The 4365-nt window shown below is 64.3% G+C and carries 6 protein-coding genes; 4 read left to right on the forward strand and 2 right to left on the reverse strand.

Annotated features, from left to right (window positions below):
* The 4 genes from ACLP9N_RS30820 to ACLP9N_RS30835 form a co-directional block, all read left to right on the forward strand.
* Positions 1–426: acyl-CoA dehydrogenase family protein (locus ACLP9N_RS30820; RefSeq protein ID WP_442410931.1), on the forward strand; the 426-nt coding region annotated here is incomplete at its 5' end.
* Between the two features lie 31 nt (positions 427–457).
* Entirely contained in the window at positions 458–1237 is a 780-nt protein-coding gene (locus ACLP9N_RS30825) for an SDR family oxidoreductase (RefSeq protein WP_442410932.1), read from the forward strand.
* A gap of 32 nt (positions 1238–1269) precedes the next feature.
* Positions 1270–1662 carry a hypothetical protein gene (locus ACLP9N_RS30830; RefSeq protein ID WP_442410933.1) on the forward strand — a complete coding sequence of 131 codons (393 nt, stop codon included), beginning with the start codon at positions 1270–1272 and terminating at the stop codon, positions 1660–1662.
* A 2-nt stretch (positions 1663–1664) separates the two neighbouring features.
* Positions 1665–2294 (forward strand): cysteine hydrolase, encoded by a 630-nt coding sequence (locus tag ACLP9N_RS30835; protein ID WP_442410934.1) that lies wholly within the window; start codon positions 1665–1667, stop codon positions 2292–2294.
* Positions 2295–2432: 138 nt separating this feature from the next.
* Here the strand turns inward: ACLP9N_RS30835 and ACLP9N_RS30840 are convergent, their stop codons facing one another.
* Positions 2433–3575: an acyl-CoA dehydrogenase family protein gene (locus ACLP9N_RS30840; RefSeq protein ID WP_442410935.1), complete on the reverse strand. Its 1143-nt coding sequence runs from the start codon at positions 3573–3575 to the stop codon at positions 2433–2435.
* Positions 3576–3617: 42 nt separating this feature from the next.
* Positions 3618–4076: a MaoC family dehydratase gene (locus ACLP9N_RS30845; RefSeq protein ID WP_442389285.1), complete on the reverse strand. Its 459-nt coding sequence runs from the start codon at positions 4074–4076 to the stop codon at positions 3618–3620.
* Positions 4077–4365: the final 289 nt, after the last annotated feature.

The following is a 4365-nucleotide window of genomic DNA, read 5'->3' on the forward strand; positions in this document are numbered from 1 at the left end:
GTGTCCCATACCCGCGAGCGCGTCCAGTTCGGCCGTCCGCTCAGCGCTTTCCAAGCCGTCCAGCACCAACTGGCCGCGATGGCGGGAGACATCGAAAGGGTCCGAGCGGCAACGACATTAGCGGTCGCAGCTGCTGCCGATTACGGCTTCTCCGCTGCCCAAGCGGACTACGCGGTAATGGTGGCGAAAGTGGTGGCCGGTCGTGCCGTCGGCCCGGTGACCACGATCGCCCATCAGCTGCACGGCGCAATTGGCGCCACCGCCGAGCACTCACTGTGGCTGGCGACGCTGCGAGCGCAGAGTTGGAGCACCGAGTTCGGCAGCACCGGCGAACACGCCCGCACCCTCGGCAGGATGGCACTCGCGGCCGCGCAGGATCAAGAAGCGTTGTGGGACTTGATTATCGGCAACTTACCCAGCGGATAGCTTGCAGTCACCGAGCTAAGAAGGAGAACTCATGGCAAAACCAGCATTCCAGGGCGCTTCGGCCATCGTCAGCGGGGGTGCCGGCGGCTTGGGTGAGTCCACCGTGCGTCGACTGCACGCCGAAGGCCTCAGCGTAGTGATCGCTGACCTCGCCGACGGCAAGGGCAAGGCCCTGGCCCACGAACTGGGCAGCGGTGCAACATTCGTCAGCACCGATGTGACCGACGAGGAGAGCGTGCTGGCGGCGATCGAGGTCGCCAAAAACCTGGCAACGCTGCGTTACGCCGTGGTTGCCCACGGCGGTTTCGGCGTAGCGCAACGCATTGTCCAGCGCAACGGTAGGCCCGCCGATTTCGGCGGCTTCACCAAGACCATCGATTTGTACCTCAACGGCACTTACAACATGCTGCGCTTGGTGGCGGCGTCGGTGGCGACCACCGAACCGGCCGACAACGGTGAACGCGGCGCGGTGGTAATGACCGCCTCGATCGCCGGATACGAGGGGCAGATCGGCCAGACTGCCTACGCCGCGGCGAAAGCCGGGGTCATCGGCCTAACTTTGGCCGCCGCCCGTGACCTGGCTGCGGCAGGCATTCGGGTGAACACCATCGCTCCCGGCACCATGCAGACGCCCATCATGGAATCCGTCGGCGAAGAGGCTATCGCGCAGTTCACAGCCAACGTCCCGTTCCCGCGGCGGCTTGGCACCCCAAGCGAATTCGCCGACGCAGCGGTGTTCTTGCTGACCAATGGCTACGTCAATGGTGCCGTCCTGCGCTTGGACGGCGCCCAAAGGTTCACCCCCAAGTAATCGGCGAATCCGCAGCCGGAAACGGGTTTGCCGTGAAGTTCACACAAGGGTACCCGACCGAGATACCCTCGACAGCAACGGGATTCGTGACGCCTGGTGCGCCGAGCGATCTGGCCGACCACGCAAAGCGATGCGGATCCGAGGCGGTGGCCGCGTCGAATCGAACTGAGACTGTCGATACCGCACAGCAATTCGACGCAGCGGTGGAACAGTTGCGCACCGACCTGGCTGAGTCGGGCCGCGATCCCGCTGGCGTATGCCTGCGAAAAGCGCTGGAGCAACCCGACGAATTCGAAAGCCTTGATGCGACAAGGGCGGTCGTGGACGTCGACGCGTCACCGTTGACCAATGCCAGCTCGTACATCGAGCAGTTCGCTGACAAGGTCCTGGACGGCTGGACTCCCGATGACCGAAAGACGGGGTAGTCATGCCGACGCCCGCACTTCCCGATGACCCGTCTGCTGTCGCCGTGCTGTGCATCGAGTGCCAGAACGGTGTCATGGGACCCGAATCCGTGTTGCCCGTGCTCGCCGCCGACTCCGGTGAACTCGTCGCCAACCTCCGCCGGCTGCTCGACGCCGCCCGGGATGCGGGGCTTCAGGTGTTGCACGCGACTTACGAAGGGCCGCTCGGTGGGCACAACACCGGGACCGCACGCCTTTGGCGCGCACTCGACCGCGCCACGGCCGGCTGGTTACCCGGTGCGGCACCGACGCAGGTTGTTCCCGAGCTGTTGGCGCCTACTGACGTCGTGCTGCCGCGCCACCACGGTCTCTTTCCCACTCTTGGCTCGGAATTGCTGCCGGTGCTGCGCAACTTGGGTGTACGCACCGTTGTGTTGGCGGGCGTGTCGTTGAACTTGGCGCTCCCGCAGACCGCAGGGCACCTCACCCAATCCGGATTTCAGCTGATCATTCCCACGGACGCGGTCGGAGGCACCCCTCCGCAGTATGCCGAGCAGGTGCTGACCTACACCATGGCCCTGCTTGGTCGGCTTGCGACAGTTGACGACTTAGTCGCCGAATGGCAACCCGCCAGCGGGCAGGGAGCGGAGTAACTTGCCGCAGACGGTGTCAGAGCCGCCCTGGAGCCCGAATCATTGTCAGACAGCCGCTACACCGGCCCAGTCCGTTAGTTGCCTGTCCTGTGTCCGTCGCAGCGACGCGTCACAGCGGGCACATTGGAGCGCGAGCACTTAACGGGCGGCGAGGCTGCGGGCGATGACCAGCCGCTGAATTTGGTTGGTACCTTCGAAGATTTGGGTGATCTTGGCCTCTCGCATGTATCGCTCGACCCTGTAGTCACGGGTGTAGCCGACGCCGCCGAGCACCTGCACAGCGTCGGTGGTCACTTTCATCGCAGCGTCGGTGCAGACAAGCTTGGCGATGCTGGCCTGCGTCGAATACGGCTGACCGGCATCGCGGCGGCGCGCGGCGTCGAGATAGGTGGCGCGGGCGCTTGCCACTGCGGCGGCCATGTCGGCCAGCACGAAGCCCAAGCCTTGGTGGTCGATGATCCTGCGGCCGAAGGTAGTCCGCTCATTGGCGTAGGCGGCTGCCTCGTCGAGCGCGGCTTGCGCCAGACCTACGGCTACCGCGGCGATACCCAGCCGCCCGGAATCTAGTGCGGAAAACGCGATCGTCAAACCCTGTCCCGGCTGGCCGATCAGCCGGTCAACCTCGACGAGGGACTGGTCGTAGAACGCCGACGTGGTGGGCACCGCAGCCAGGCCCATCTTCTCCTCGGGCTTGCCGAACGAGAGGCCGGGAAGGTCGGCGGGGATCAAGAAGCAGGAGATGCCGCGCGAACCTTCGCCGGTACGGGCGAACAGCGTGTAGAAGTCCGCCCGTCCGCCGTGAGTGATCCACGACTTGGACCCGTTGATCACATAGCCGCCGTCGCCGCGGGTCGCCGAGCAGCGTATCGCGGCGGCATCGGACCCGGCCTGCGGCTCGGAAAGGCTGTACGCACCGATCTGGCAACCCGAAAGCATCCCGGGAAGCCAGCGCTGTTTCTGCTCGTTCGTACCGAAGGCCACCAGCGCATGGCACGCCAGGCTGTGCACGCTGACCGCCACCGCGATCGCCGCCCACCGGGCCGCGATCTCTTCGAGTACCTGCAGGTAGACCTCGAACGGCTGGGCCGCTCCCCCCCATTCTTCAGGCTGCGGCAAGCTCAGTAGTCCGGCTGCTCCCAGTTGGGCGAACACGCCTTCGGGGTAAGTTTCTGCCTTCTCGTGCGCGTCGACGACGGGCGCCAATACCTTGTCTGCAATGCCGCGGACAAGGCCGATGAGGTCAACGGCCTCTTCGCTGGGTAACACCCGGTCAACGGTCATCGTCTTCTCACTTGGCCTGCGGTGGAGTTGCCATCCGCCACATTAGAAGACATATCGTGCGATGAGATCAGCCACTGCCGCCGGCTTCTCGCATCCTTCGATCTCCACGGTTTGCCGCACCGTCAGGTCGACGGTGTTGGCGCTCACGGCGGTGGCATCCAAGACGTGAGAGCGCACTCGGATGCGGCTGCCGGCAGTGACCGCACTGAGGAACCGCACCTTGTTCAACCCGTAGTTGATGCCCATCTTCATGTTTTCGACGGCATAGTTGCCGCGCTTGAGGGCAGGGATCAGTGAGAGCGTCAAGAAGCCGTGTGCGATGGTTGCCCCATAGGGGCTTTCGGCTTTCGCACGGTCGGCGTCGACATGAATCCATTGGTGGTCTTCGGTCACGTCGGCGAATGCGTCGATCCGCTGCTGGTCAATGGTTTTCCAGTCACCCACGCCCAGCTCCTCGCCCACCGCCGCGAGGGCGTCTTCCATCGAGGCGATCACCTTCATGTGCGTTCTCCTGTCACGGCCACGCGCCCTATTCCGCTATCTGTATGACTATATGGATACATAGAGTAAAGCGTGGCTATCGGCCCCTCGTCGCCCGGCCGCCGCCGGAGCTTTTGTGGACCGGCGCCGGCACGCATTCTCCCCGCCGTGCGGACAGGCACGATCGTATACAGATATCTGTATAACGGTATATTGTGCCTTTATGGTCGCCAGGGTGATCCTGGACCAGCTTCCGGAAGGATAACGTGACAACGACATCGCGCGCGGTAATCGTGGCCGCCGCCCGGAC

Origin of the sequence: Mycobacterium sp., from assembly GCF_052144515.1 — a bacterium.
Lineage (GTDB): Bacteria > Actinomycetota > Actinomycetes > Mycobacteriales > Mycobacteriaceae > Mycobacterium.

Coding starts and splice junctions, on each gene's coding strand:
- ACLP9N_RS30825 (WP_442410932.1), top strand. CDS start 458: ATGGCAAAACCAGCATTCCAGGGCGCTTCGGCCATCGTCAGCGGGGGT.
- ACLP9N_RS30835 (WP_442410934.1), top strand. CDS start 1,665: ATGCCGACGCCCGCACTTCCCGATGACCCGTCTGCTGTCGCCGTGCTG.
- ACLP9N_RS30840 (WP_442410935.1), bottom strand. CDS start 3,575: ATGACCGTTGACCGGGTGTTACCCAGCGAAGAGGCCGTTGACCTCATC.
- ACLP9N_RS30845 (WP_442389285.1), bottom strand. CDS start 4,076: ATGAAGGTGATCGCCTCGATGGAAGACGCCCTCGCGGCGGTGGGCGAG.